Below are 23694 nucleotides of genomic sequence, written 5' to 3'. Positions count from 1 at the left end.
TTTTATTTCTATTCACTGGTGCGGATCACCCAGTTCAGATCGCGGCTGCGACCTTGTCGAGGCCGATGGTGCGGGCAAGCCGCCGGACTTCGTCCTTCTGGTCGTCGCGCAACTGCCAGAGTAGCGGCATGGCAGCCGATTTCAGCTGCTGCACTTCGTCCGAATCAGGATCGATCGTCACCGCGCCAGGCTTGGCGGCGCCCTGGCGGGCCGTATGAATCTTGCGCGCCACGGCGCGCAGCGCGCTCTCGACCGCCGGCCAGTAATATTCCTGGCTCGACGACAGCCGCAGCCGCTCCTTGATGCCGGCAATCTGGGTGTCCGACAGCAGCGAATAGGCCTTTTGCACCTCAGGCTTCAACGGTGCCGGGGCAGGCTCGCTGCGGGCGAGGATTTTGGATTTCGGCACCACCGGCTCGGCAGCAACGACCGCAGCGGCCGACGCCTTGGCCATCTCGGCTTCGGAGGGCGCATAGGCATAGGCCTGGCGCAGCGTCGTCTTGGTTGTGGAACCCTGCTGCTGCACCTCGGGAGCCGCAAGTGTGACCATGGCGAGCCGGTCACCCTTGGCGTCACGATTGGAGGTCGGGCTCTTCGCAACAACAGGCGGCATCATCGCACCAGCCGACGGCACGCTGTCCCGCATCAGGATGCTGGTCACGGCGGCACCTGCGATCAAGACGCCAAGCAAAGCGGCAAAAGCGATCGACTTCGTCACGCAAATCTCCGTATCCCGGCGGAAACACCGCACTTTGCCGAAAAGTGGGAGTTAATTAAGGCTTTACAATGCCACAGAAACACGGGGGCCACCATTCCGCCCTGTGTACATGACGGATAATTTTTTCTCACGCCGCGGAACAGAGTTCAGCGGGCATCTGAAGGTCGTAGGCGGCCTGGATGTCCGCAACGATGTCGGAAGCCTCCCATAGCGCTGCCGGTTCCACCGAGTGCAGGCTGATGGTCCAGTTCCCGCCACGTGCGGTGCGCGGCACGCTCATGATGTCGAACTGGACGTTGCGGCAGAGTGGATGCCGCTGCAGGGCATGTCCGACCCGGATCCGGATCTCCTCGAGCGTCGCGCGCTCCTTGCCCTGCCCCCACTCGATGCCCATCGCGCAATTCCGCCAAGTTCGAACTCGGGCAGATTGTGGGACGGGATGGTTAATGGTGCCTTAAGGACACACCCGGTGTTTCTCATCATACGAAGGCACCGCGCATGGCACCCGCGCGGTCATACTCATCGGCGGTTCGCGCAACCAAGTCCGCGACGGACGGAATGTCCGACACGCCCGACGTTGCATGGCCTGCGCTCCAGATATCCCGCCAGCGCTTCGGCCTGTTCTCGCGCGCACCGATATCGATGTCCGAACCGATCTCGATCGCGCCGCGTGCCGGCAGCGCATCCGGGTCGAGACCGGCGGCGACGATCGATGGCCTGAGCATGCTGGTCGGCAGGCCGGTGAAGGCCGAGGTCAGCAACACGTCGTCGGCGGAGCTGTCGACCAGCATCGCCTTGTAGCGGCCATCCGCCATGCTCTCGCGCGTGGCGATGAACTTGGTGCCCATATAAGCGAGATCGCAGCCCAACACCGCGGCGGCGCGCAGCGCCACGCCATCGCTGATGCCGCCGGCTAGCACGACCGGACCGGCGAAGAACGCCCTGACGGCACGCACGAAGGCAAACGGATTGAGCCAGCCGGTCTGGCCACCGGCACCGGCCGTGAGCAGCACGAGGCCGTCCGCACCGGCCTCCGCGGCACGCTCGGCGTGACGGATCGAGGCGACATCGGCGAACACCAGCGTCCCCGCATCATGCAACGGCGCGATCACCGGTGCCGGGGAGCCGACCGAGGTGATCACGAGCTCCGGCCGATACCGCAGCAGCACGGCGAGATCGTCCTGTAGCCGGGCATTGGAGCGGTGAACGATCAGGTTCGGGCACACCGGCGCGGCGGCCTCGCCGCTCGCATCGTCGGCACGAGCGAGCCTGGTTGCGATCTCGCCCAGCCAGGCTTCGAGCTCGCCGGCCGTGCGGCAATTCACCGTGGGAAACGAACCGATCACGCCGTTCGCACAGGCCGCGCTGACGAGATCGATCCCCGACACCAGGAACATGGGCGCCGCGATCAGCGGCAGACGCAGCCGCGCTCGCAGGCTGGTCATTGAACATCCTTGCACCGCGCACCTCCCAGAGCCTTTGCTTGACTCAGGGATAGCGACGCCGACGTGCGCGATCAATCGTCGCCGAAGAAGCTGAAGCGCGGGCCCTGCATGTCGACCGGCTGCGCGGCATAGGCCCGCGGCGTCGTATCCTCTCGCACCGCCTGTTCGACGGCACGCAGATCCTGCTCGCGGCGCTGCCGGCGACGCTCGACATATTGCCGATGCCGCTCGGCACGGCGCTGCTCCGCGGCACGCTTGCGCTCGGCCTCGCGTGACTGGAGATCGGGATCTGGAGCCTTCTCGGCGGCCTTGTCCTGCCCCTTGTCCACCAGCTTCGCCTGGTCGTCGTCCGGCGTGCCAGCCTGCGACGCGCCCGCCTGTGCATCGGAGGCCGCCGGGGCAGCCACGGCCGTCGCGGTCGCTTCTGCGGCGGCCGCTTGCGGCTGCGGCGAGGCATTGGCCTGCGCAGGTGTCGCAACGGCCTGTGTCGCGGCGGCCTGTGTCGCGGCAGGCGTCACCTTGATCGGAGTCGTCGCAGCCGCCTGCGTGGCAGCGAGGTACGAGGTCGCGGTCGGACTGGGCGACGGCGCGGAACGCTCGAGCTTGGCCGTCTCCACCGGCGCCGATTTCGGATTCATGCCCTCGGCAATCATGAGCCCGCCGCCGAGGCCGACCGCGACGGCGATGGCGACCGTTCCGACTCCTGCAAAAAACGCTGTCGAGGTGCGCATGGCCTTGCTCCGCTATTGTTCGGCCGGGCAACGCGGCGCGCGCAGCGATGTTCCGACCGGCGCCATGACGCGGCTTGAGCGCAAGCGACATTCTGTTAGCGTTCTCGCCAAGCCCCCGTCGCCAAGCCCCTGCGACGCAACAACCAGCGGGACACATCGGGAGGACCATCGCATGACCCATCGGCTCCACGCATTCCCCGTCGTTTGTGAGCAGACCCTGCTGACACTGTCGCGCCATCCATCGCGCACGGCGTTCAGCTGGCCCGGCGGATCATTGACGTATCAGGGCGCCGTCGACCTGATCGGGCGCATGCAAAGCGTGTTCATGCGGCTCGACCTGCCGGCCGGAACGCGCGTTGCGTTCCTCACCGCGAACCGCGCCGACAGCTGGTGCGCCGGCATGGCGGCGCAGCTGTCCCGGCTCGCGATCACCTGGCTGCATCCGCTGGGATCGCTGGAGGATCAGCTGTTCCAGTTGGCGGATTCGGAATCGCAGGTGCTGGTGATCGATGCCGCGGCGTTCCGCGATCGCGGCGGCGAACTGGCGTCGCGTGCCGACGGCCTGCGTCACGTCTTCACCCTCGGACAAGCCGGATACGGCGCGGACCTGCTCGCCGCCCTCGAGCAGGCCGGCCATGCCACGGCGCGCAATTTCGCGACCCCCGACGATGTCGCGACATTGAACTACACGGGCGGCACGACCGGGAAGTCGAAGGGCGCGCTGCGTCACCACCGCGAATATGGCGGTTTCGCCACCGCGATTTTGGCCGACTTCGAGATCCCCGACCGTGCCCGCTATCTGACGGTGGCGCCGATCAGCCACGTCGCCGGCACCAAGGTGCTGCCGACCCTGATGCGCGGCGGCACCGTGCACATGCTCAAGAGCTTCGACCCCGACGCCGTGCTGAAGACGATCGAGCGCGAGCGCATCAACTTCACACTGTTCGTGCCGACCATGATCTACGTGCTGCTCGATCATCCGGTCCTGAGCCGGACCGATCTGTCCTCGCTCGAGCTCGTGCTCTACGGCGCCTCGGCGATGTCGCCGACGCGGCTGGTCGAGGGCATCGAGCGCATCGGCCCGGTGTTCTCGCAGCTCTACGGCCAGACCGAATGCTATCCGGTGTCGGTGCTGCGCAAGGCCGATCACGATCCGAAGCAGCCGGAGTTGTTCCTGTCGTGCGGCTTCCCGATCGCGGCCTGCGAGGTGAAGATTCTCGACGACGCCGATCAGGAGGTTGCGCAGGGCGAGGCCGGCGAGATCTGCGTTCGCGCCCCGCATGTGATGACGGAATATTGGAAGCGGCCGGACATCACCGCCGAGACCCTGAAGAACGGCTGGCTGCACACCGGCGACATCGCCCGACGCGACGAGCGCGGCTACATGTACATCCTTGACCGCAAGAAGGACATGATCGTCTCCGGCGGCTTCAACATCTTCCCGCGCGAGATCGAGGATGTGCTGACGCAGCATGCCGATGTCGCGATGTGCGCCGTGGTCGGCGTGCCCGACGACAAATGGGGCGAGGCCGTGACCGCGATCGTGGTGCCGCGCGCAGGTGCGCAGCCGAATGCGGCGGAGCTGATCGAGCTGGTGAAGGCACGTAAGGGTTCCGCCCACGCGCCCAAGCGCATCGAGTTCGTGCACGAGCTGCCGGTGACCGGCGTCGGCAAGATCGACAAGAAGGTGCTGCGCGCGCGATATTGGGAGGGCCGCGGGCGGATGGTGGGCTGAGATCCCGCGCCGTCATGGAGCGCGATGGCTGGTGTGCGGCGCCGTATTCGTTGCATGCGCGGTGCTTGCCACGTACTCCACCGTCGTCCCGGGGCAAGAGAAGCGCGACCCGGGATCCATGACCTCAGGATGACGTGGTGAGCGCGGCTGTGTCGACCCGCATGCCTCATGCGTCGGCCGGTGATTATGGGTCCCGGCGTGCGCCGGGACGACGCTCCTTGTGTGGCGCACTCGGATCAATGGCACTTCCGCCTCGCGGCGCAGCTGCGTCCGCCTCGTGCTGAAGTCGCGCCTATCGCTTCTTCTTCGATCCGTTCAACGCCACCGCGGCGCGGATCAGGGCCTTGAACGCGGCCTCATCGATCTCATCGCCTTCGTGGATGTCGATAGCGCGGCGGGCGTTGCCGTCGAGGCTGGCGTTGAAGAGGCCGTTCGGGTCGGGCAGCGAGGCGCCCTTGGCGAAGGTGAGCTTCACAGCGGCCTTGTAGGTTTCGCCGGTGCAGATGATGCCGGCATGCGACCACACCGGAACGCCGCGCCATTTCCACTCCTCCACCACCTCGGGGTCAGCCTGCTTGATGAGGTCGCGGACGCGCGCGAGCATCGCGCCGCGCCAATCGGCGAGCTCCGTGATGCGCCGGTCGATCAGTTGCGACGCCTCGCCTGACGTTTGCTTTGACGAACCTTTCGAACTCACCATCGATCTCGCTCCAACCTTGCGGTTCCAAACCGTATTACTACCGGCCCTCCGCTCAGCCCAATTTTAGGGCAAAGTTTAGCTCTTCGGCCGCTAATCACAACAAGCCCCACAACCGATGCCTCAACGGCGAGCATCCAAGGCGCCCGCAACCCGCGGAGCGTCATTCTCTGGGCCTGTCCCATCAATTCTCTCCCGGAACTACCGAAGCTGGAGTCGCAGATGCCGTCGTTTTCCAACCTGTCCATTCGCAACAAGGTCCTGCTCGCGTTCGGCATCGTGCTGATCACGGCGATGGGCCTCGGCGGCTTCTCGATCGATCGTCTGGCGAACGTGAACGGCTCGGCTGCGGAAGTGCGCGACAACTGGCTTCCGGCGACCGGATGGCTCGGCACCATCTCAAAATCGATCGAACAGTATCGCGCCCGGCAAGGCCAGTTCCTGCTGGCCACCACGGCCGAGGAAAAAGCAATCCAGGAGCGTCAGATCGCCGAAAGCATCGAGCTGTTCGACAAGACCTGGCGTCTCTACGAGCCTACGGTCACGACCTCGGAGGAGAAGGCGCTGGTGACCGCGTTCAAGAAGCCGTGGACCGCGTATCTCGACGACAGCAAGCAGTTGCTCGATCTGTCGCGCAAGAATCAGGTCGAAGCCGCAACCGCGCTCTTCATGGGCAAGCTGCGCGACGACTTCGTCCTGGCCCGCAAGGCGCTGGAGCAGGACCTCGCCTGGAACGTCGAGCAGGGCAAGAAGGAGGCCGACAAGGGCGCCGCCGTCTATCTGTCCTCGCGCGCCTGGATCCTGGGCGTGATCGCACTGGCGGCGCTGCTATGCCTCGCGATGGGCTATCTGATCGTGGCCGGCGTGTCGCGCCCGATCACCGCGATGACCGAGGCGATGCGCCGGCTCGCCGGGGGCGACATGGCGGCGCCGATTCCCGGCACCGACCGCAAGGACGAGATCGGCAACATGGCCGGCGCGGTGCTGGTGTTCAAGAACAACGCCATCGAGACCGAGCGCCTCCGTGCCGAGCAGGCCGAAGCCGAGAAGCTCGCCGTCGAGCGGCGCAAGCGCGACATGCACGAACTTGCCAACCGGTTCGAAGGCGCGGTCGGGGAGATCATCAACACGGTCTCCTCGGCCTCGACCGAGCTCGAAGCCTCGGCTACGACGCTGACCTCCACGGCCGAACGCACCCAGCAGCGGACCACGACGGTGGCAGCGGCCTCGGAGCAGGCGACCGCCAACGTGCAGTCGGTGGCGTCGGCCACAGAGGAGCTGAGCTCGTCGGTCACCGAGATCAGCCGCCAGGTGCAGGATTCCGCGCGCATCGCGACCGAAGCTGTCGACCAGGCCCGCAAGACCAATGATCGCGTCAGCGAGCTCTCCAAGGCGGCAGCGCGCATCGGCGACGTGGTCGAGCTGATCAACACCATTGCCGGGCAGACCAACCTGCTCGCGCTCAACGCAACCATCGAGGCCGCGCGCGCCGGCGATGCCGGCCGCGGCTTCGCCGTGGTCGCAACCGAGGTCAAGGCTCTCGCCGAGCAGACAGCGAAGGCGACCGGCGAGATCGGCCAGCAGATCGCCGGCATCCAGGCCGCGACGCAGGAGTCGGTGGGCGCCATCAGGGAGATCAGCGGCACGATCGAGAAGCTGGCGGAAATCTCCTCCACCATCGCCGCCGCGGTCGAGGAACAGGGCGCCGCCACGCAGGAGATCTCGCGCAACATCCAGCAGGCCGCGCAAGGCACGCACGAAGTGTCGTCCAACATCACCGAGGTGCAGCACGGCGCCAGCGAGACCGGCTCCGCCTCGACACAGGTGCTATCGGCCGCGCAGTCGCTGTCGCAGGACAGCAACCGGCTGAAGCTGGAAGTTGGGCGGTTCCTGAGCACGGTACGGGCTGCGTAAGCATTGCGCCTTGTAGGAAGAGGCCGCTTAGTCCTCGGCTAGCGGAGCCGTCGCGACAAAGACGGTCGACTCCCTCTCCCCGTTCTTCACGGGGAGAGGGTCGGGGTGAGGGGCAGCCGCACGGGTGGTGTGAGTAGAGACGCCCGTAAGCAGGAGCGAATAGCTTGCGTCACTGGGTGTGGCTGCCCCTCACCCCAGCCCTCTCCCCGTGAAGAACGGGGAGAGGGAGCGCACCGGCCGCACCGCGATGCTTGTGACTTTCAGGCACATTGCAGATGAGCGCAACTCATTAGTCCCGTTTCGTCACCGCTTCTCGATCACCAGGCTCTGCACCACACGGCCGAAGTAGCCCTTGGCGTCACCGAGCCGCGCCATCGCCAGCCCTGCACCGTCCGGGCCGATCCAGCTTTCGGCGTCGAGCAGGATCCAGTCGCCGACCGGCTCGCGCGCCATGTTGACGGTGAGGTCGGCGTTGAGGAAGGTGTAGCTGTGGAAATCGAGCGCGGCGGAGGTGCCGTTGCAGAAGTCGCTCGCGACCACCGCGCGCATCGCCTGTGAGACGGCGTGGCCCTCGACCAGCGGCCAGTCGACGCGATACCAGATCGCCCCCGGACCCCTGACACCGAAGCGGCCGCGCGCGGCGCGCAAGGTCATGCCGCGCACGAACGGGCTGGTGGAGAAGTCCGCCGGTTCCGGCTGCGCGTCTTCCGGCCCGACGAGATCGATCGGCAGCTCGCGCACGTCGTCCGGCAGCGGCACCGCGTCCTGCCTGATCTTCAGCACGGTCGCCGTGACCACCACGGTGTCGCCAGCACGCAGGCGCACCGCGCAGAGCTGGATCTTGCGGCCCTCGCGCAGGACCTCGGTCTCGATGGTCAGTTCGGCGAGCGGCACCGGCCGCATCAGGTCGATGGTCACGCGGGCGATGCGCATCGGCGACTTCGTCGGAATGCGCTCCGCCGCCCACACGGCCAGCGCCGAAGGCGCGGACCCGTGCTGCATGGTCGGATCCCACGGTCCCGCGGCATCGGGACTGACGGCCACCTGATTGTCCGCGACGCGGAAGATCGGCCGCATCAGCGTTCGCCTTCCCACGCGTCAGCCGGCGCTGGCAAAAGCGCGATCGGCGCCATTGGGCAGTTCGATGTCGACCTCGAGCGTCGAGACATGCTTCCCCCGGTCCATGCGGACGATGACCTTGTCGGGATCGAGTACCACATGGCGCGAAACCACCGCGAGGATTTCCTCGCGCAACTGCATCAACAGATCGGGGTGGCCACGCAGGCTCCGCTCATGCGCGAGCAGGATCTGCAGCCGCTCACGCGCGACCGGCGCCGAGGCCGTACGCCCCGTAAAGAGCCGCAGCACGCTCATGCAGCCCTCCGTCCCAACAGCAGGTTCATCAGGCCCTTGCGTTCGCTCGGGATCTGCATCTCGACGTCCTCGCCGAGCAGACGGCGCATCGCATCATGATAGGCGCGCGCCGGCGCGCTCGCCGGACTGTTCAGGGTGACGGGGCAGCCGACGTTGGACGCGCGCAGCACGTCCTGGCTCTCCGGCACGATGCCGAGCAGCGGCGTCGCCAGGATCTCCAGCACGTCCTCGATCGACAGCATCTCGCCGCGCGCGGCACGGCCGGCATCGTAGCGGGTGATCAGGATGTGCTTCTCGACGCGCTCGCCATTCTCGGCGCGCACGGTCTTGGAATCGAGCATGCCGATGATGCGGTCGGAATCCCGCACCGACGACACCTCCGGATTGGTGACGATGATCGCCTCGTCGGCATAGCGCATCGCGAGCATCGCGCCGCGCTCGATGCCGGCCGGGCTGTCGCAGATCACCCAGTCGAACGTCTTGCGCAGTTCGTGGATGACGCGGCCGACGCCGTCCTCGGTGAGCGCGTCCTTGTCTTTCGTCTGGGAGGCCGGCAGCAGACAGAGATTCTCCAGCCGCTTGTCGCGGATCAGGGCCTGCGGCAGCTTGGCCACGCCGTGCACGACGTTGATGAGATCGAACACCACGCGGCGCTCGGCGCCCATCACGAGATCGAGGTTGCGCAGGCCGACGTCGAAATCGACCACGACCACCTTCTCGCCGGCCTGCGCCAGCGCCGCGCCCATCGCCGCCGTCGTGGTGGTCTTGCCGACGCCACCCTTGCCCGACGTCACAACAAGTACTTTCGACATGTTACGAATCCTCCTGCTACTCAGTTCAATGCAACGATCTTCATGGAATGCCCTTCGAGCCGCGCCTGCGCGGCCTTGCCGCGCAAGGTGGCGTCGATCTGCTCCGCGGTCTGGTAGTAGCCGTCGATCGCGACCAGCTCGGCTTCGATCTTCTGGCAATAGATGCGCGCCGCCGCGTTGCCGTTGATGCCGGCCATCGCACGGCCGCGCAGCGCGCCGTAGACATGAATCGAGCCGCCGGCGACGATCTCGGCGCCCGACGACACCGCGCCGAGCACGGTGACGTCACCGTCGGGGAAGACGATCGATTGTCCCGAGCGCACCGGCTGGTCGAGCAGCAGCGAGTTCGGCTGCTGCAGAGACGGCTTCTCCGGCTCGATCTCCTGCACGGCGCAGTGACGTCCGCCGGACAACAAGGGCGGCATGCCGAGCGACAACCGCCCCTGCTCGACGCCTTCGAGACCGAGCACGCGGATGTTGCGCGACTCGATGCTCTTGATGAGGTGGGTAATGGCGAGCGGGCTCAGATCCACCGCGGAGAGATCGAGCACGATCGGCTTGCCGACGAAGAAGCCGGGCGACCCTGCGAGCGTCGCGTCGAGCTCGCTGAGCCAGTCGGCAATGGGTACCACCGGCGAGAACACGAAGGCGACGTAGGAGCGCCCGCGCAGACGAATAAGAGGACGTACCGTTTCAGCGCTGGCACTCATGACCATCCGACCCAACCCTTCTTAGTGATTGGTTAACTGTCGGCGCGAGATGGTTAACGGATGGTTAAATCGACGCTAAGCCGCTCGAAAATCGACAGCGGCCCGCCCGACATAGTTCGATGATGATCGAATCGAGGCAGAATCTTGGCGCGATTGAGACGCAAATCATGAGCATCTGCGTCAAGACCTGTCACGCCTCATTTTAATCACATCATGATGATAACTTTAACGTACATATAATTCGGAGCTGACGGGTTTAGACGGTTCCGATCAATTGACACTCGTCAGGGGGCGGGGCATGGGATCGAGAGAGGCGCTGCAGGCACGATCAACGTGTCATGGCGCCTTGCAGGAAAGGGCTTTCGGCGTGCGATCGATGATCGGCGCGAACCGTCTGATTCTGCAAGTGATTCCGTGTGGACTGAAGTGGCAGACACGCTCCCGCTCTTCGTTTGAAACTAGCTCTCATACGACCGTGGCAGAAGCGTATCAGTTTACCGGAATCGAGCGTCAGAGGAGTAGCGTATGAGTTCGTTGAGTGAACAGAATCCGATGAACCCGCAGGACCCGCTGCACTATGCTCCGCGGTGGCTGCGTGAACGACCGGAAGCCGCGCGTCTATCTCTCGTCGGTGACACCGCCAAGGCAGCGGAGGCGGCCGAGCGTCCCGCTTCGGGACAGCAAGGTCCGCTCGACGCTCGCTTGGAGACCGCCGTGTTCGAATCCCTTCGCCAGTCGTTGAATCCGCAAGTGATGCGCGAGCCGCCGGAGTTCGAGCGGGAGCGCGACCGTCGCTCGGTCGTGTTCAAGATCGCCGGCCGCTTTGCAGCCGCCACCGGCGTCGCCGCCGTCGTCGCGCTGTTCTTCGTCAACATCGTTCCGGTGTGGCGCCAGCCTGATGCGAGCTCGTCCTTCGTCGCTGCCGTGCAGTCGATGAAGACGCTGCCGCCGGTCGCAGCCGATGCCCAGGACGCCAAGGCCGACCAGACCAGCGCGCTGCCGGAGCGTGTCGAGGCTCAGGCCCCGGCGCTGTCGCAGTTCAAGTCGCTGCTCGCGGACGCTCCGGCGCCGACGGCAGAGGCCGATACGCCCGAAAAGCCCATGCTGCAGCAGTTCATGCAGTGGAACCAGAAGACGGGTCAGATGGAGCGGGTTCGCTAATCCGCATCGACTGAGCCGACATCCAACATCTTTCAAGGCGATCATGATCGACGTCCTACCGCAGAAAGCGGCAGCACGCGGTCCGTTAGCTCACGCCCGCATTGCAGTGATCCTGCTCGGGAGCATCGTGGCAAGCGGAGCCTTTGCCGTGACCGGCGTTGCCCAGGCAGCGCCGGGCGAGAATGTGAGCGTGGCGCGCCAGCTCGGCAGCCGCGTCGGACCGATCATCGGCTCGGCGCTCGCCTGCCGTGACATCGCACGGCCGCGCATCCAGGCGATCATCGAGAAGTTCCAGCTCGTCATCCGCGAGGCCGCCACCGGCGAAGCCGATCGTGACGAATTGACGCGCCTGCTGGACCGCTATGTGGCCGAAGGCCGCAGCCTGGTCACCTCGGGCCGGATGGATTGCCGCAGCGCCGACCGCCAGCTCGCCGACCTCGAACAGTCCATTGCGGCCCCCACCCCGGCGCGCTCGGCGCTGCCGGGCGTGACGATTGCGCCGTCCAGCGCCGTGGCCGCGATCGCGCCGGCGCAGATCCTGCCGCCCGTGGTCGAGACCCGCGGCGTCACCCAGAACGACATCAAGTTCGGCATGGTCATCCCCCAGGGCGGCCCCGTGAAGGAAAGCGGCCGACAGCTGAAGATCGGGGTCGAGGCGGCGTTCAACCGCATCAACGAGGCCGGCGGCGTCAATGGCCGCGTGCTGAAGCTCGTGACCGCAGACGACGGCTATGATCCGTCGCGCACGCTCGATGCGATGAAGCAGCTGTATGAAAAGGACCAGGTGTTCGGCTTCATCTGCAATTTCGGCTCGGCCACGGCGGCCGTCGCCATTCCCTATGCGCTGGAGCGGCGCGCGCTGTTCTTCGCGCCCTACACCGGCGCCAATGTGGTGCGCCATGATCCGCCGGACCGCTACGTCTTCAACTACCGGCCGAGCTACGCCGAGGAGACCGACACGCTGGTCCGCTATCTCGTCAAGATCCGCAAGCTGCAGCCGCGCCAGATCGTCGTGTTCGCGCAACACGACGCCTTCGGCGATGCCGGCTTCGCCGGCGTCTCCAAGGCCTTTCGCGCGCTCGGTGCCAATGAGAACGCGATCGTGCGGGTCAACTATCCGCGCAACAGCGTCGAGGTCGACGACGCTATCAGTCAGCTCCGGCTGCTGAAGACGCCGTTCCGCGCCGTGATCATGCTCGCCACTACGCGCGCCGCGGCAAAGTTCATCGAGAAGGCACGCGACGTCTTCCCTGGTGCGATCTTCGCCAACATCTCGGCGGTGGACGGCTCCGCGCTCGCCGGCGAGCTGACGCTGCTCGGCCCGCGCTACACCGAGAACGTCATCGTCACCCAGACGGTGCCGGGCGTATCGGGCTACTCCAGCCTGGTGCTGGACTACAAGAACGCGCTGGCGAAGTACTTCCCGGGCGAGCAGGCCGACTACATGTCGCTCGAAGGCTACATCTCGGCGAGCATCCTGATCGAAGGCTTGAAGCGCGCCGGCCGCAGCTTCGACACCGAGCAGCTCGTCGACACCCTGGAGACGATGCGCGACCTCGATCTCGGACTTGGCGTCCGGCTCGGCTTCGATCGCTCCGAACACCAGGCCTCGCACAAGATCTGGGGGACCGCGCTCGACGAAAACGGCAGCTATCGACCCATCGAACTTGATTAGGATACCGCCGAAACGGAGTCAGCCCCTGCAAGGGCGGATAAAAACACGACAGAGAAACCCGACATTAATTCGAAATGCCACGAATATCAGAGCGGTGAGGATTAGCAGCAGCTCCTAGAGCGAATGGATAGATAGTTCGATGACGGTTCATTGGTCCGCCTTGATCATCGGGAGCCTGTTAGCGGCTTCCACCAGCTCCGCTTTTGCGGCGGCAACCGACGTCGTCAAGGATCTCGCCGGCCGGGTGGGACCGATCGTAGGACAGGCATCGGCCTGCCCGGACATTGCTCAGGGCCGCGTCCAGACCATCGTCGACAAATTCCGCGAAGCCATCCGCCAGTCGACCACGAATGATGGCGAGCGCGATCAGCTGACCCGCAGCTTCAACGGCTACATTGCCGAAGGCCGCAGCCGCACCGGCGGCTCGCAGGCGAACTGCGCCGTGGCCGAGCGGCAGCTGACCGATCTCGAGCGCTCGCTCAACCAGCCGGCCGCAGCCGGACCGGGGACGGCGACCAGAGCCGAAGCAACCACCGGCGCCGTCACCTCCGGACCCACGCGCGGCATCACCGATCGCGAGATCCGGTTTGGCATGGTGCTGCCGTTCTCGGGCATCCGCAAGGAAACCGGACGCCAGATGCGGCAGGGCATCGAGGCCGCCTTCTCGCGCGCCAACGACGCCGGCGGCATCAACGGACGCACGCTGCGGCTGGTGGCTGCCGATGACGGCTACGATCCGAACCGCACGCTCGCCGCGATGACGCAGCTCTACGACAAGGAGCAGGTGTTCGGCTTCATCGGCAACGTCGGCACCGCCAATGCGCAGGTGGCGATTCCCTATGCGCTGGAGCGGCGTACGCTGTTTTTCGCGCCGAACACCGGCGCGGCGGTGGTGCGGCGCGATCCGCCGGACCGCTACGTCTTCAACTACCGGGCGAGCTACGCTGAGGAGACGGCTGCGCTGGTGCGCTATCTCGTCAAGATGAAGCGCATCGCGCCCAAGCAGATCGCCGTGTTCACGCAGCAGGACGCGTTCGGAGATGACGGTTTCGCCGGCGTCGCGAAAGCCTACCGGCAGCTGAACATCCCCGATCCGGTGACGCGCATCAACTATCCGCGCGCGACGATGGACGTGGAAGAGGCCGTCAATCAGGTGAAGGCGCACAAGCCCGGCCTGAAGGCCATCATCATGGTTGCGACCGATCGGGCCGCCGCGAAGTTCATCGAGAAGACGCGCGACGCGGTGCCGGGCCTGATCTATGCCAACGTCTCCGCCGTCGGATCGACCTCGCTGGCGACCGAGCTGAAGCTGCTCGGGCCGCGCTTCACCAACGGCGTCATCGTGACGCAGGGCGTACCTGCCGTTTCCGGCTATTCGAGCCTCGTGCTCGACTACAAGAATGCACTCGCCAAATACGCTCCGGGCGAGGCGCCGGACTACACATCTCTCGAAGGCTACATCGCGGCGACGATCCTGATTCAGGCGCTGAAGCAGACCAACCCGCTCGACACCGAACGGCTGGTCGACACGCTCGAATCCATGCGCAGCCTCGATCTCGGCCTCGGCACTCCACTTGCATTCGGACGCGCGGAGCACCAGGCCTCTCACAAGATCTGGGGCACCGCGCTCGACGAGAACGGCACGTATCAGGCAATCGAACTTGAGTAGAGTTAGCGTCAAAGGGGAATAACTGGTGAAGACGCTTCGTTAGCAGGTTCTAAAGTATGATCGGAAAAAGGCGTGTCGGGTTACCGAAATGGTCATGCTCTTAGGAAAGGCTGGTCTGTGCATGGTGACGGTCTTATGTCTTCTCCGTCGCAGACACGGCGTCAATTCACCAGGCGGAAGACCTGGATGGGGTCCATAGTGGGATAGTGGCAATGAGCTTTCGTTCTAGCGTGTTCTTGGTTGCGGCATTGCTCGCAACGCCCGCCAGCGCGGCGGGCACCAATGCGGATGTGGTGCGTAATCTTGCGAGCCGGGTCGGGCCGATCGTGGGAGCAGCATCCGCCTGTCAGGCGATCGACCAAGGCCGCGTTCAGGCCATTGTCGACAAGTTTCGCGAGGTGATCCGGGAGGCCTCCACGGGCGGCTCGGATCGCGACGAGCTCACGCGCGTGTTCAACGGCTATGTCGCCGACGGCCGCAATCGGGTCGGCGCGGCGCAGACCGACTGCAATACGGCCGGCCGCCAGCTCGCCGAGCTCGAGCGCTCGCTCGGGCAGACCGCACCGAGCCAGACGGCCACCAGCCTCGCCGGCGTGATCGCGCCGTCGGCGGCGGTTGCCGCGACGGCGCCGACCGCAACGCTGCCGCCTCCGACCGCCAACAACGTTCAGGGCGTCACTCCCAACGAGATCCGCTTCGGCATCGCCGCTCCGTTCTCCGGCGCAGCCAAGGAGCTCGGCCGGCAGATGAAAATGGGAATCGAGGCCGCCTTCAACCGCGCCAACGACACCGGCGGCATCAACGGACGCTCGCTGCGCCTGTTCTCCGCCGATGACGGCTACGAACCGTCGCGGACGCTGGACGCAATGAAGCAGCTCTACGAGAAGGACAAGGTGTTCGGCTTCGTCGGCAATGTCGGCACGCCGACCTCGGCCATCGCGATGCCCTATGCCCTGCAGCGCCGGGTGCTGTTCTACGGAGCGTTCACCGGCGCCAACATTCTGCGCAATGATCCGCCGGATCGCTACGTGTTCAACTATCGCGCCAGCTACGCCGAAGAGACCGACACCGTCGTTCGCTATCTCGTGAAGCTGCGCCGCATTCCGGCCAAGGATATCGCGGTGTTTGCTCAGCAGGATTCCTATGGAGATGCCGGCTTCTCCGGAGTCGCCAAGGCTTTCCGATCGCTGGGCCTTGCCGATACGTCGATCCTGCGCCTCAACTACAAGCGCAACACCGTCGACGTGGACGACGCAGTCAATCAGCTGCGCGCTCTCAAGAATCCGCCCAAGGCGATCGTCATGGTCGCAACCTACCGGGCGGCCGCGAAGTTCATCGAGAAGACGCGCGATCTGTTCCCGCATCTGATCTACACCAACGTCTCGTTCGTCGGCTCGACCGAGCTGTCGGATGAGTTGATGCTGCTCGGCCCGCGTTATGCCAGCGGCGTGATCGTCACCCAGGTTGTGCCGGCGGTCGGCGGCTATTCCAGCGCCGTGCTCGAATACAAGAGCGCGCTGGAGAAGTACTTCCCGGGCGAGGCTCCGTCCTATGTCTCGTTCGAGGGCTACGTCGCAGCCAACGTGCTGGTTCAGGCGCTGCGAAAAGTCGGACCGCAGCTGGACACCGAGGCTCTGATCGACACGCTGGAAAACATGCAGAGCGTCGATCTCGGCCTAGGCGCCAAGCTCGGCTTCGGCCGCGCAGAGCACCAGGCCTCGCACAAGATCTGGGGTACGGCGATCGACGAGCGTGGCAAGTTCCAGGCGATCGAGCTCGAATAGCCGGACGGCCCATCAATACGGCGTTCAAGAGGCGCGGCAGCTCGGTCTGCCGCGCCTTTCGCGTTTTGGTGACAGCTCGAAAGCACGCGAGCTTCAACGGCGACGACGGCCTTTTTCCCTCTTGAAGTAGAGACCGGCAGGCCGCTCGGCGATTTGCCGCGTCTCCCGCCCGGCCGAGAGACGACGGAGGTGTAGAGCCCTGCGCCCATCGCCGCCTCCGACGCTGGCGGCCATCAACTGAAAGTTGTCTCTCCCTCGCCCTCGACGACTTGTGTTCCAAGCGGAACCGCGTGATCCTACGCAGCGGTATTTATTGAATTGGATTCCGCCTTTGCCCGACCACGACAGCGGCAGACATGCTGCGCCTGCGACAAGCAGCCGTGTCTTCTCGCCGCGCTCGGCCCGCGCGGCGCAGCGGAGCAATTCCGCTCTCTTGGTTGAACCCCGATGGAAGGGCAGCAAGCAATGATGTCGCCACCCAACCTCACCTCCGACGATTGGCGGGCGATGCTGGCCCTGGTGGGGGAGATCGGCGAGCTCGGCGCCACCCCTGGGGAGGCCTGTGTGCATCTGATGGCCCGCTTGGCAGATCTGATCGGCTCCGGTCCGGTCTGGTGGAGCGTAATCGGAGGGGCCGCCAGCGGCGAAGGACAGGCGAACGATGGGGCCGACGTGATGCGCTCGCGCGTCCATGGGCTGGATCACGCAACCCTGCAGAGATGGGAGCGGGACTATCTGCAGGCGCGGGTCTATGGCGAGCACCCCATGTGGGAGAAGGCCTTTGCCGCACCTGGCCGTCCGCGAAGCTTCCTGCGGCGGGACATCGTGGAGGACGGTGTCTGGTATCGCAACCCGCACGTCACCGACTACGTCCGGGGCTTCGGCGCTGACGATATCGTTGCGGCCATCGTCCCGACCGGCGACGGAACTGAGCTTTGCGTCGCAGCCATGCGATCCTGGGGCGACGTCGGCTTCACGGCGCGGGAACGCGAGATCATCCAGCTGCTGGCGGCCAACACCGCATGGCTGGCGCGGCGGCCGGATCCGCTCGCCAGCATCGCCAACGGCCACGTTCGGGCCCCTGTCACGATCGCGGACCTTGCGCCGCGTCATCGCGGGGTGCTTGAGCTGCTGGTCGCCGGCCACAGCGAGAAGCGAATCGCGGCGACGCTGAACATCAGCCCCCGCACGGCGCACAAATACATCGAGCAGATCTACCGCGCCCTCGACGTTTCCAGCCGAGCCGAGCTGATGGCGCGATTCATTGCGCGCTGACAACACTTGCACACAAACGGCCGGAAGTAGCCAATTGGCTACGCTGACCGCCGGCTGGTCTCACCGGTAGCGTGATCGGGTGCCGTGCTGCGCCGCCCCGTCGGCGCCGCCCAAAGCGTTCAGCTCCGGAGACTGGAATGCCTGCCCCCTCGACCCGCCGTGCCGTGATGGCCTCCACGGCGGTGACCACCCTCATACTGGCTTCGAGCATGCTGGCACCGATACGGCCCGCCACGGCTCTGGACGGCACCTGGGAAGCGACTCCCGCCACGGGCGACTTCAATTCCGGAGCCAACTGGAGCACCGGTAACGTGCCGACCGGCACCGCCATCTTCGGCGCCTCCGGCACCACCAACCTGACGATCACGAGCAGCGCCACGCTGGGCGAGCTGGTGTTCGACATCGGCGCGTCGAACTACACGTTCTCGACCAACTTGCAGACCCTCACCTTGGCCGGGACCGGCATCGTCATCAACGGCGGCAGCGCCACGTTCAATATGACCGGCGGCATGTTCGTGGCGATGTCGTTCTGGAACAGCGCCTCGGCCGGAACGGCCACCATCACGGGCTCCGGATTGAGCTTCTTCGGCAACAGCACCGCCGGCTTCGCCAACATCACCAACGACTCGGTCTCCTTGAGCAACAGCGCCACGCTCGGCCATGCCACGTTCAACAACCTGGGCAGCCTGGTGTTCTTCAACTCGACCACGGCCGGCAACGCCACCATCGACAATCATGGGACGGCGGAGTTCTACGACACCAGCACGGCCGGCAGTTCGACGATCACCAATCAGATCGGCAGCACCCTCAGCTTCTTTGGCCAGAGCACCGGCGGGGATGCGACCATCGTCAATGGCGGCACGGTGAATTTCGCCAGCTCGAACGGGCCGGCCAGCGACGGCAAGCTGAGTGCCGGATCTATTGCCGGCGCCGGCAACACCATTCTCGGCGCCAACGAGCTCACCGTCGGCAGCAACAACAGCTCGACCAGCGTGAGCGGAATCATCTCCGGCGCCGGCTCGCTGGCCAAGACCGGCACCGGCACGCTGACGCTCTCCGGAGCCAACACCTATGCGGGCGGTACCACTTTCACCGGCGGCACGATCAGTGTCGCCTCCGACGCCAATCTCGGCGGCGCGCCCGGCGGCCTGACCTTCAATGGCGGCACGCTTCAGGTCACCGGCACCTCGTTCACCTCGACGACGCGCACGATCAATTGGGGCGCAGGCGGCGGCGGCTTCGACATCGCCGATCCCGCCAACACCTTCACGGTGAGCCAGGCGCTCGGCGGCGGTGGTGGGCTCACCAAGCTGGGAGGCGGCACGCTGACGCTGTCCGGCCTCAATTCCTACACCGGTGCAACGGCCGTCAATGCCGGCAGGCTGGCGGTCGACGGCTCGATCGCGGCCTCCAGTGGCCTCACCATCGCCAACGGCGCCATGGTCGGCGGTACCGGCCAATTGCCCGGCGTCACCGTCAACGCCGGCGGCACGCTCGCGCCCGGCAACTCGATCGGCACCCTGACCATCATCGGCAATCTGCAGTTCGACGCCGGCAGCACCTACCAAGTCGAGGTGTCGCCGAGCACCGCGGACCGCACCAATGTCACTGGCACCGCGACACTGACCGGTGCCACTGTGAACGCCGTGGCACTTCCGGGCAGCTTCCAGCGGAAGACCTACACGATCATCAACGCGACCGGGGGGCTCGGCGGCACGGAGTTCGCCGGGTTCAACGTCACCGGCAGCTTCAGCCCGGCGCGAAACCCGCATCTCACTTACGACCTCAACAATGCCTATCTCGTGCTCGACCCCAACACCCTGACGCTGGCCTCAAACGCCAGCGTCAATCAAGCCAACGTCGCCAACGGCCTCAACCGCGCGGTCAGCGGCGGCGTGACGCCACCGGCAGGGTTCGACACCCTGCTCAACATGCCGACCGACGCCGTCGGCCGCGCCCTCGACCAGCTCTCCGGCCACAGCAGCACCCCGGCCCAGAGCGGCGCCAATCAACTCGGCGGTGCGTATCTGACGCTGCTGTCGAGCCCGCCCGCTCAGGCTGGCGGCAACACCTCGGCGCCACTCGGCTATGCCGGCGAGCGCCGCAGCGCGCCTGCGGCCGTGCGCGAGGCCTTTGCGGCGTTTGAATCGCCGGACCGCCTCGATGCGTGCTGGAACGTCTGGGGCACCGGCTTCGGCGCCGGCAACCGGCTGTCCGGCGATGCCGCCATTGGCAGCCGCGACAACGCTGTCCGCGCCGGCGCGGTCGCAGCGGGCGCGGACTATCGCTTCGCGCCGAACACGCGGGCCGGTTTCTCGCTCGCCGGCGGCGCCATGAGCTGGTCCGACGGCAATGGCGGCGGCAGCGCCGATCTCATGATGGCCGGCATCTATGGCAAGCACGAGATCGGACCGACCTACATCAGCGCCGCCGCGAGCTACGCCAACTACTGGATGTCGACGACGCGCACCGTCACGGCCGCCGGCCTCGACCAGCTTGGCGCGCGCTTCAACGCGCAGAGCTTCGGCGGGCGCATCGAGGCCGGACACCGCCTCCCGGTGCCGTTCCTCTCGGCGCGCTGGACGCCCTATGGCGCGATCCAGGCGCAGGGCTTCCGCACCCCGGCCTATGCCGAGACCGCCTCGCTGGGCTCGAACCAGTTCGCCCTGACCCATGCCGGGCGCACCGCGACCGCCTTCCGCGCCGAGCTCGGCGTGCACACGGACCGGACCATCGCGATCGAGCATGGCGGTCAGCTGACCTTGTTCGGCCGCACCGCCTACGCCCATGACGTCGTCAGCAATCCGTCCGTGACCGCCAACTTCGCCGCGCTCGGCAGCACCAGCGGCTTCACCGTGTTCGGCGCCAAGCCATCGCAGAACTTGTTGCTGACTTCATCCGGCGCCGAATGGCAGCTCGCCAGCGGCGTCTCCTTCATGGTCCGCGCCGACACCGAATGGGGCGAGCGATCGCGGACCTGGTCCGGCACGGGGCGCATCCGCTATACGTGGTAGTCAGTGGAGATGAGCCTGCGCGGGGTGGCGAGCGAGGCTACGCGCAATTCACGGCGATCGTCGCGAAAATGATCCCCGCTCTCCCCTTCGTCATTCCGGGGCGTGCGCAGCACGAGCCCGGAATCCATCTCACGGCGGATCACGCGGCCCAATGGATTCCGGGCTCGCCGCGCTGGCGCGCGTCGCCCCGGAATGACACCGGCATTGTAGTTGTCGCCGGGGGCACCAAATGCGAGGGCACGCCCGAGCAGCTCAAAGCCGCTGCGATCGCAACGAACTGATCGCCATTCCCTCCTTCGTCATTCCGGGGCGTGCGCAGCACGAACACGGAATCCATCTCACGACAGCGCATGCGGCCCAATGGATTCCGGGCTCGCCGCGCTGGCGCGCGTCGCCCCGGAATGACACCGGCATTGTAGTTGTCGCCGGGGGCACCAAATGCGAGGGCACGCCCGAGCAGCTCAGAGCCGCTGCGATCGCAACGAACCGATCGCCGTTCCCTCCGGCGTCATTCCGGGGCGTGCGCAGCACGAGCCCGGAATCCATCTCACGGCGGATCACGCGGCCCAATGGATTCCGGGCTCGCCGCGCTGGCGCGCGCCGCCCCGGAATGACATCGAGTTTGAAGCACGACCGCAGGCCGCCGCCTCACAGCGGTGGATCGATCGCCTCGTCGTATTCCTTCTTGAACCGGGCGATCAGCTCGACGGCGGGCAGCACGTCCTTGATGGCGCCGATGCCCTGGCCGGAGCCCCAGATCTCCTTCCACGCCTTCGGCTTGGCGCGCTCGCCGGAGGCATCGGTGCCGAAGCTCATCTTCGACGGGTCCGACGTCGGCAGATTGTCGGGGTCGAGACCGGCGGCCACGATCGAGGGCTTCAGGTAGTTGCCGTGCACGCCGGTGAACAGGTTCGAATAGACGATGTCGTCGGCACCCGACTTGGTGATCATGTCCTTGTAGGCCTCGACGGCATTCGCCTCCTTGGTGGCGATGAAGGCCGAGCCGACATAGGCGAAGTCGGCGCCGAGCACGCGCGCGGCGCGGATGGCGCGGCCATTGGCGATCGCGCCCGACAGGGCGATCGGGCCATCGAACCAGCTGCGCGTCTCAGCCACGAAGGCGAACGGCGAGATCGTGCCGGCATGGCCGCCGGCGCCGGCCGCGACCAGGATCAGGCCGTCGGCGCCCTTCTCGATCGCCTTGTGGGCGAAGAACTGATTGATCACGTCGTGGAAGACGATACCGCCCCAGCGATGCGCGGCCTGGTTCAGCTCCTCGCGCGCGCCGAGCGAGGTGATCATCATCGGCACCTTGTACTTCTCGCACAGTGCCAGATCCTGCTCGAGCCGGTTGTTGGAGCGGTGCACGATCTGGTTGACCGCGAACGGCGCCGACGGACGCTCCGGGTGCGCACGGTCATAGGCGGCGAGCTCCTCGGTGATGCGCGCCAGCCATTCGTCGAGCAGCGCGGCAGGCCGCGCGTTGAGCGCCGGAAACGAGCCCACCACGCCGGCCTTGCACTGCGCGATCACCAGATCGGGCACGGAGATGATGAACAGCGGCGAGCCGATGACCGGAATCGACAGGCGCCCCTTGAACAAGGCAGGCATGGACATGGATGGGAATTCCTCGTTGTGAAATGCGGAAACGCTCGTGATGGCGAGCATGCCCGACATCATGCCGTCATGGCAATTCGTCCGCAGAGGGACCGGAAAAGCCCGTGGATGGTCTTGCGTTGAGACGCTGACGACCTATTGGCAGAGCGCAGAGGTGACAAACGTGTCGGTGCGACAGTCGTCCGGTTTGCGCTGCCGGCCCGGGATCAGCACCTTGGCCGAGCAGGTCTCCGCCGAATCGGTGTTGAGGCTCTTGCCTTCCTTGTAGCCCTTGCCCTGGCACAGCCTGTCCGCGCCGAGCTTGCAGTCCGGCGTGCCGTTGGCGGCGAGCGGGCAGACGATGCGGCCCGAGATCATCGTGGACGGCTTGGCGAGGCGCGAGAGCGTCTCGCCGGTGTCCTTCAGCACGCTGGCCGGATCGTCGCCGGCCTTTGGTGCTGGCTGCCGGGGCGGCTGTTGCGCCTGATCAGCAGGAGCCGCCGCCGCTTTCCCGTCCGTCGCCCGCTCGCCATCGGCCTCGCTTGGACGCTTCAGCGGAATGATCGCCATCTTCTCGAACAGCTTGCCGAGCTCTTCCACCAGACCGGGATTGCCGGGCGGCGACGCCGGTTCTGCGGCGGGCGCCCGCTGCGGCGGCTGTTGCGGCGCCTCGCGCAAACCCAGCGGCGGCTCCGATTGCGCCCATGCCGTGGCGGCGCAGAGCACGATGACGAACGGCGCCAACGCTGCAACCAGCCCTCGGCGCCGCGGCCACATCAGATCAGCTTCAATGCGACGACGAAGCCGGCGACCAGCACCGCCGCACCGATCGCCACCCACAGACCGAGATGCTTCTCGATATGCACCCGGATCCACTCGCCGTAGCGGTTGAGCACGATCGCGGCGATGAAGAAGCGGCCGCCACGGGCCACGATCGAGCAGACGATGAACAGGAACAGGTTGTAGCCGGCAAAGCCGGACGTGATCGTGACCAGCTTATAGGGGATCGGCGTCAGCCCCTTGAGCAGGATGATGACGGCCCCCCACTCGGCATAGGACGCACGGAAGGCTTCGACCTTGTCGCCCAGGCCATATAGATGGATCAGCCACTGGCCGAGCGAGTCGTAGAGCAGCGCGCCGATCGCATAGCCGACCACGCCGCCGGCGACCGAGGCGGCCGTGCAGACGCCCGCGAACAGCCAGGCGCGCTGCGGCTTGGCCAGCGACATCGGGATCAGCATCACATCCGGTGGCACCGGAAAGAACGAGCTTTCGGCAAAGGCGATCGCCGCCATGATCCAGAGGGCATGCGGCTTGTGGGCGGCGTCGATACACCAGTCATAGATCCGTCTGAGCATGGTCCGCGATGAAGCAAACCAGGCAG

20 protein-coding genes are annotated in these 23694 nt (G+C 66.0%); 8 read left to right on the top strand and 12 right to left on the bottom strand.

Annotation, left to right across the window (positions count from 1 at the left end):
• Positions 1 to 34: 34 nt before the first annotated feature.
• The 4 genes from HL666_RS24315 to HL666_RS24300 all read right to left on the bottom strand — a co-directional run bounded on the left by HL666_RS24315 (position 35) and on the right by HL666_RS24300 (position 2894).
• Positions 35 to 661: a hypothetical protein gene (locus HL666_RS24315; protein ID WP_172133835.1), complete on the bottom strand. Its 627-nt coding sequence runs from the start codon at positions 659 to 661 to the stop codon at positions 35 to 37.
• A 184-nt stretch (positions 662 to 845) separates the two neighbouring features.
• Positions 846 to 1112 (bottom strand): hypothetical protein, encoded by a 267-nt coding sequence (locus HL666_RS24310; RefSeq protein ID WP_172110120.1) that lies wholly within the window; start codon positions 1110 to 1112, stop codon positions 846 to 848.
• A gap of 85 nt (positions 1113 to 1197) precedes the next feature.
• Positions 1198 to 2163, bottom strand: a complete 966-nt coding sequence (locus HL666_RS24305; protein ID WP_172184038.1) for an NAD(P)H-dependent flavin oxidoreductase — start codon at positions 2161 to 2163, stop codon at positions 1198 to 1200.
• 71 nt (positions 2164 to 2234) lie between these two features.
• Entirely contained in the window at positions 2235 to 2894 is a 660-nt protein-coding gene (locus HL666_RS24300; RefSeq protein WP_172133750.1) for a hypothetical protein, read from the bottom strand.
• A gap of 172 nt (positions 2895 to 3066) precedes the next feature.
• Between HL666_RS24300 and HL666_RS24295 the strand changes: the two genes are divergently transcribed.
• On the top strand, positions 3067 to 4629 hold the full coding sequence (locus HL666_RS24295) for an AMP-binding protein (protein ID WP_172184036.1): 1563 nt from the start codon (positions 3067 to 3069) through the stop codon (positions 4627 to 4629).
• Positions 4630 to 4921: 292 nt separating this feature from the next.
• On the opposite strand, the gene HL666_RS24290 is transcribed toward HL666_RS24295, so the two are convergent.
• Complete coding sequence (locus HL666_RS24290; protein WP_172184034.1) at positions 4922 to 5329, bottom strand: DUF1801 domain-containing protein; 408 nt, start codon at positions 5327 to 5329, stop codon at positions 4922 to 4924.
• Positions 5330 to 5548: 219 nt separating this feature from the next.
• On the opposite strand from HL666_RS24290, the gene HL666_RS24285 reads away from it, so the two are divergent.
• Positions 5549 to 7240, top strand: coding sequence for a methyl-accepting chemotaxis protein (locus HL666_RS24285; protein ID WP_172184032.1), 1692 nt, complete (start codon positions 5549 to 5551; stop codon positions 7238 to 7240).
• A 303-nt stretch (positions 7241 to 7543) separates the two neighbouring features.
• Here the strand turns inward: HL666_RS24285 and HL666_RS24280 are convergent, their stop codons facing one another.
• The 4 genes from HL666_RS24280 to minC are packed head-to-tail and all read right to left on the bottom strand — an operon-like array spanning position 7544 to position 10142.
• Positions 7544 to 8317 (bottom strand): thioesterase family protein, encoded by a 774-nt coding sequence (locus tag HL666_RS24280; RefSeq protein WP_172110126.1) that lies wholly within the window; start codon positions 8315 to 8317, stop codon positions 7544 to 7546.
• A gap of 21 nt (positions 8318 to 8338) precedes the next feature.
• Positions 8339 to 8614 carry a cell division topological specificity factor MinE gene (gene minE, locus HL666_RS24275; RefSeq protein ID WP_172110127.1) on the bottom strand — a complete coding sequence of 92 codons (276 nt, stop codon included), beginning with the start codon at positions 8612 to 8614 and terminating at the stop codon, positions 8339 to 8341.
• Positions 8611 to 9426 carry a septum site-determining protein MinD gene (gene minD, locus HL666_RS24270; RefSeq protein WP_172110128.1) on the bottom strand — a complete coding sequence of 272 codons (816 nt, stop codon included), beginning with the start codon at positions 9424 to 9426 and terminating at the stop codon, positions 8611 to 8613. The genes minE and minD overlap by 4 nt, the downstream gene beginning before the upstream one ends.
• 20 nt (positions 9427 to 9446) lie before the next feature.
• Entirely contained in the window at positions 9447 to 10142 is a 696-nt protein-coding gene (gene minC / locus HL666_RS24265; RefSeq protein WP_172110129.1) for a septum site-determining protein MinC, read from the bottom strand.
• A 708-nt stretch (positions 10143 to 10850) separates the two neighbouring features.
• Here minC and HL666_RS24260 point away from each other — a divergent pair.
• The 6 genes from HL666_RS24260 (at position 10851) to HL666_RS24235 (ending at position 20714) form a co-directional block, all read left to right on the top strand.
• Positions 10851 to 11297, top strand: a complete 447-nt coding sequence (locus HL666_RS24260) for a hypothetical protein (protein ID WP_311976267.1) — start codon at positions 10851 to 10853, stop codon at positions 11295 to 11297.
• Positions 11298 to 11340: 43 nt separating this feature from the next.
• On the top strand, positions 11341 to 12972 hold the full coding sequence (locus HL666_RS24255) for an ABC transporter substrate-binding protein (protein ID WP_172184030.1): 1632 nt from the start codon (positions 11341 to 11343) through the stop codon (positions 12970 to 12972).
• A 139-nt stretch (positions 12973 to 13111) separates the two neighbouring features.
• Positions 13112 to 14641, top strand: a complete 1530-nt coding sequence (locus HL666_RS24250) for an ABC transporter substrate-binding protein (protein WP_172110131.1) — start codon at positions 13112 to 13114, stop codon at positions 14639 to 14641.
• 212 nt (positions 14642 to 14853) lie between these two features.
• Positions 14854 to 16425 carry an ABC transporter substrate-binding protein gene (locus HL666_RS24245; RefSeq protein ID WP_246739098.1) on the top strand — a complete coding sequence of 524 codons (1572 nt, stop codon included), beginning with the start codon at positions 14854 to 14856 and terminating at the stop codon, positions 16423 to 16425.
• 507 nt (positions 16426 to 16932) lie between these two features.
• Positions 16933 to 17700 (top strand): helix-turn-helix transcriptional regulator, encoded by a 768-nt coding sequence (locus HL666_RS24240; RefSeq protein ID WP_172184028.1) that lies wholly within the window; start codon positions 16933 to 16935, stop codon positions 17698 to 17700.
• A gap of 137 nt (positions 17701 to 17837) precedes the next feature.
• Positions 17838 to 20714 carry an autotransporter outer membrane beta-barrel domain-containing protein gene (locus HL666_RS24235; RefSeq protein ID WP_172184026.1) on the top strand — a complete coding sequence of 959 codons (2877 nt, stop codon included), beginning with the start codon at positions 17838 to 17840 and terminating at the stop codon, positions 20712 to 20714.
• A 648-nt stretch (positions 20715 to 21362) separates the two neighbouring features.
• Here the strand turns inward: HL666_RS24235 and HL666_RS24230 are convergent.
• The 3 genes from HL666_RS24230 to HL666_RS24220 form a co-directional block, all read right to left on the bottom strand.
• Positions 21363 to 22331, bottom strand: a complete 969-nt coding sequence (locus HL666_RS24230) for an NAD(P)H-dependent flavin oxidoreductase (protein ID WP_172184016.1) — start codon at positions 22329 to 22331, stop codon at positions 21363 to 21365.
• 135 nt (positions 22332 to 22466) lie between these two features.
• Positions 22467 to 23087, bottom strand: a complete 621-nt coding sequence (locus tag HL666_RS24225; protein WP_172184015.1) for a hypothetical protein — start codon at positions 23085 to 23087, stop codon at positions 22467 to 22469.
• The gene (locus tag HL666_RS24220) at positions 23087 to 23668 is read right to left on the bottom strand and encodes a YqaA family protein (RefSeq protein WP_172110136.1); all 582 of its coding nucleotides are present in this window, start codon (positions 23666 to 23668) and stop codon (positions 23087 to 23089) included. The genes HL666_RS24225 and HL666_RS24220 overlap by 1 nt, the downstream gene beginning before the upstream one ends.
• Positions 23669 to 23694 lie beyond the last annotated feature (26 nt).

The organism is Bradyrhizobium aeschynomenes (genome assembly GCF_013178945.1).
Taxonomy (GTDB): Bacteria; Pseudomonadota; Alphaproteobacteria; order Rhizobiales; family Xanthobacteraceae; genus Bradyrhizobium; species Bradyrhizobium aeschynomenes.
Note: the sequence above shows the minus strand (reverse complement) of the source record. Positions and strands in the feature narration are given on the sequence as shown.

Coding starts and splice junctions, on each gene's coding strand:
- HL666_RS24310 (WP_172110120.1), bottom strand. CDS start 1,112: ATGGGCATCGAGTGGGGGCAGGGCAAGGAGCGCGCGACGCTCGAGGAG.
- HL666_RS24305 (WP_172184038.1), bottom strand. CDS start 2,163: ATGACCAGCCTGCGAGCGCGGCTGCGTCTGCCGCTGATCGCGGCGCCC.
- HL666_RS24300 (WP_172133750.1), bottom strand. CDS start 2,894: ATGCGCACCTCGACAGCGTTTTTTGCAGGAGTCGGAACGGTCGCCATC.
- HL666_RS24295 (WP_172184036.1), top strand. CDS start 3,067: ATGACCCATCGGCTCCACGCATTCCCCGTCGTTTGTGAGCAGACCCTG.
- HL666_RS24290 (WP_172184034.1), bottom strand. CDS start 5,329: ATGGTGAGTTCGAAAGGTTCGTCAAAGCAAACGTCAGGCGAGGCGTCG.
- HL666_RS24285 (WP_172184032.1), top strand. CDS start 5,549: ATGCCGTCGTTTTCCAACCTGTCCATTCGCAACAAGGTCCTGCTCGCG.
- HL666_RS24280 (WP_172110126.1), bottom strand. CDS start 8,317: ATGCGGCCGATCTTCCGCGTCGCGGACAATCAGGTGGCCGTCAGTCCC.
- minE (WP_172110127.1), bottom strand. CDS start 8,614: ATGAGCGTGCTGCGGCTCTTTACGGGGCGTACGGCCTCGGCGCCGGTC.
- minD (WP_172110128.1), bottom strand. CDS start 9,426: ATGTCGAAAGTACTTGTTGTGACGTCGGGCAAGGGTGGCGTCGGCAAG.
- minC (WP_172110129.1), bottom strand. CDS start 10,142: ATGGTCATGAGTGCCAGCGCTGAAACGGTACGTCCTCTTATTCGTCTG.
- HL666_RS24255 (WP_172184030.1), top strand. CDS start 11,341: ATGATCGACGTCCTACCGCAGAAAGCGGCAGCACGCGGTCCGTTAGCT.
- HL666_RS24250 (WP_172110131.1), top strand. CDS start 13,112: ATGACGGTTCATTGGTCCGCCTTGATCATCGGGAGCCTGTTAGCGGCT.
- HL666_RS24245 (WP_246739098.1), top strand. CDS start 14,854: ATGAGCTTTCGTTCTAGCGTGTTCTTGGTTGCGGCATTGCTCGCAACG.
- HL666_RS24240 (WP_172184028.1), top strand. CDS start 16,933: ATGCTGGCCCTGGTGGGGGAGATCGGCGAGCTCGGCGCCACCCCTGGG.
- HL666_RS24235 (WP_172184026.1), top strand. CDS start 17,838: ATGCCTGCCCCCTCGACCCGCCGTGCCGTGATGGCCTCCACGGCGGTG.
- HL666_RS24230 (WP_172184016.1), bottom strand. CDS start 22,331: ATGTCCATGCCTGCCTTGTTCAAGGGGCGCCTGTCGATTCCGGTCATC.
- HL666_RS24225 (WP_172184015.1), bottom strand. CDS start 23,087: ATGTGGCCGCGGCGCCGAGGGCTGGTTGCAGCGTTGGCGCCGTTCGTC.
- HL666_RS24220 (WP_172110136.1), bottom strand. CDS start 23,668: ATGCTCAGACGGATCTATGACTGGTGTATCGACGCCGCCCACAAGCCG.